General features: G+C 70.5%; 1 protein-coding gene and 1 pseudogene. One reads left to right on the top strand and one right to left on the bottom strand.

What is annotated here, in order from left to right; translation table 11 throughout:
- Positions 1 to 2,217 (top strand): hypothetical protein (locus MVA01S_RS29365; protein ID WP_306307764.1); only part of this gene is annotated, 2,217 nt, incomplete at its 5' end.
- A 2-nt stretch (positions 2,218 to 2,219) separates the two neighbouring features.
- On the opposite strand, the pseudogene MVA01S_RS29360 reads toward MVA01S_RS29365, so the two are convergent.
- Positions 2,220 to 2,902 (bottom strand): annotated as a pseudogene (locus MVA01S_RS29360) (hypothetical protein); the annotation flags it as partial.

Raw genomic sequence — 2,902 nt, 5'->3', positions numbered from 1 at the left:
CGTGACGGCGGGCCGCCGATGACCGCCATCCTGGAACCGGCCACCACCCACAGGTCTGCCGGGGGTCGCGCCGAAACGCTTGTGCTGCGCCGTATTCCCGTCGCGCCGGTGCGTATGGCCGACCTCGCCACCGTCGGCGCGGTCGCGGGTGCGCTTGCGTTGACCGGCCTGCCGAGTGCGGTGCGCGCGGTCGCGCTCGTCGTGTTCATCGCGGTGGGGCCCGGGGCGGCGGTGACGACCTGGGTGCGGATTCCCCGGCGCGCGCTGTTGTCGACGGTGCCGGTGCTCGGCATGGCGATCGTCACGCTGACCACGATCGCGGCGATGTGGTCCTACCGGTGGGACCCGCTCGGAATCCTGTGGGTGCTGGTGCTTCTGGTGGCCGGCAGCAGCGCGTACTGGTACCGGCGCAACCACACCTCGGTTCTCGACGCGGCCCGCGGATGGCATCGGCGTGTCCTGGCCAGTGCGGCGCCGCCGGGCAGAAGCTCTGTGCGACGGCATCTTTCGCTGCTCCTGAGCGCCTCTGCGCTGATCGTCTGGCTGGTCGCGGTGCCCGGGCTGCCCGGCGCGGACGCCGGTTACTACGGCCTGCTGTTCTCCGGCAGCGGCCCGCTGCTCGCGGTGTGCATCGTGCTGTGCACCTGGGCGCTGCTGGTCGCGGTGCGCGACCGGGCGCTGGTGCCCGCGGTGGCGGCGCTGCTGTCGGCGATCGTGGTGTCCAGGGTGACCACGGTGGTGGCGACCGAGGTGCCGCTCTATGACTGGACCTACAAGCATCTCGCGGTCGTCGACTACATCATGGTCCACGGGCACATCGCCCCCGACGGCACCGACATCTACGCGCAGTGGACCGCGTTCTTCACTCTGTGGGCATGGTTCTGCGAGGTCACCGGCATCGCGGCGATCACCGTCGCGCACCTGTTCGCCCCGGTGATGCACGTGCTGATCGCGCTGACGGTCTACACCGCCGCGCGGGTGCTCGGACGTTCCCGGCGCACCGCGGTGACGGCGGCGTTCGTCGCCGAGATCGTGAACTGGGTGGGGCAGGACTACTTCTCCCCGCAGGCGTGGTCGGTGGTACTCGCCTTCGGGATGATGACCCTGCTGTTGGCCTCGCCGCGCAGCCGGGCCTGCGGGATCCTCGCCGTCATCGTGTTCGCCGCGACCGTGCCCACCCACCAGCTGACACCGTTCTGGGCGGTCGGGGCGGCATGTGTGCTCTGTGCGTTCCGCCGGGCCCGCCCGTGGTGGAGCGCTGCGGCGATGGTGTCGATCGCGCTGACCTATCTGCTGCTGAACCTCGAAGCGGTGCTGCCCTACGGGCTGCTGTCCGGCGGTAGCCCGCTGGCCAACGCCAACAGCAACATCCAGAGCTCCGGGCTGCCCGCCAAGGACTTCACCTCAGCGGTGGTGCGCGGCCTGTCGATCATCGTGGTGCTGAGCGCGCTGGCCGCCGCCGGGTGGATGCGGCGCCGGCGACGCCCGGTGCTCGCGCTGAGCATCGTGGCGTTCAGCTCGTTCGGGCTGCTGCTGGGTCAGAGCTACGGCGGCGAGGCGATCTTCCGGGTCTACCTGTACTCGCTGCTGGGCTGCGCGATCCTGATCGCCCCCGCGGCGGTCGGCGCGCTCGACGGAGCCCGCACCCGGCTGCGGGGCCTGGTGTCGCGGACGGTGGCCGCGGTGGTGGCGACGGTGATGGCGGTGGCCGGTCTGCACGGCTATGTCGCGTTGTGGCCGTTCATCTTCGAGACCCGGGCCCAGGTCGATCTGATGCAGTCGCTGACCACCGGCGCCGACAAACGCACCCGGTTCGTGATGATGAGGCTCGGTGGCATGCCCACGCGGCTCAACGCCGACTACGCCGAGCTCACGCTGTTCAATCCGTACTACGACGAACCGGTGAGCTACGACCTGTGGGACGGCAGGGATCCGCGGCTGGCCGAACTGAAGGCCTCGTTCCCGACCGAGGAGGACCTGAAGACCCTCAGCGACGACGTCACCAACGGCGTCTACATGGCCTATGTGATCTTCAGCGAGCAGTCCAGCAAGGCGATCCGCTACTACGGCGACTTCCGGCCCGAGGCCGTCGACATCGTGCAGGACGCGTTGCGCAGATCGCCGAAGTGGACGGCGATCCACGAAGACGGCGAAACCGTGGTGTTCCGCAGCGTCAACCCGTACTACGCGCCGGGCAACGACAACAACGTCGAGTGATCTCAGCCGAGAAGCTTGCGGATCTGCTCCGGAACCGAAGCCAGAGCGGCGGCGATCTTCCCGGCATCGAACACGGTGTCGTGAAACTCCGCGGTCAGCCACAGCGCGCCGGTCACCGTCGCCGAGGTGACGGTCACCCCGCACGGGCCGGCCGGGTCGCTGGCCACCAGGATGCGGGCCCGGCCGGGATCGCTGAACGCCCAGGGGTTTCTGGGCACGGTGCCGATGCTGGAGTGCAGCAGCCGCAGCCGGGGGCGGTCGGGCAGCAGCGGCTCGGCGTGGCGTCCGGAACGCATCGCGGCCCTGGTCTTCACCGTGCCCGCCACCAGATTCGCGACCGGGCGCGCCATGCGCGCCGCGGCGGTCATCTCCGCCTGCAACCTTCGCGGGCCGTCGTCGCCGTCGAGGGTGAAGTCCAGGCCGGCGGAGAACGACGCGAGCGTGTCGTGCCCGTCGGGCAGGTAGCGCCGGACGTCGAACGGCACGGTGACCGTGGGGTCCACGTCGAGTCCGGCTGCGGCGAACGCCTCGTGCAGCGCGCAGGTCTGCACGGCGAACATGTTGACCCCGGGCAGCGCCGAATCCCGCAGCCGCCGTAGGTCGGTCAGCACGTCGGCGGGGATCCGGGCGACCCGGGTGGCGGGCGACGGGACCAGCGGACGCGAGCCGCCGGCCACCGCGGTGT

The organism is Mycolicibacterium vaccae NBRC 14118 = CIP 105934, from assembly GCF_001552715.1.
In the GTDB taxonomy this organism is placed as follows: domain Bacteria; phylum Actinomycetota; class Actinomycetes; order Mycobacteriales; family Mycobacteriaceae; genus Mycobacterium; species Mycobacterium vaccae.
The sequence above is the reverse complement of the archived record's forward strand: the minus strand, read 5'-3'. Positions and strand labels throughout refer to the sequence as shown.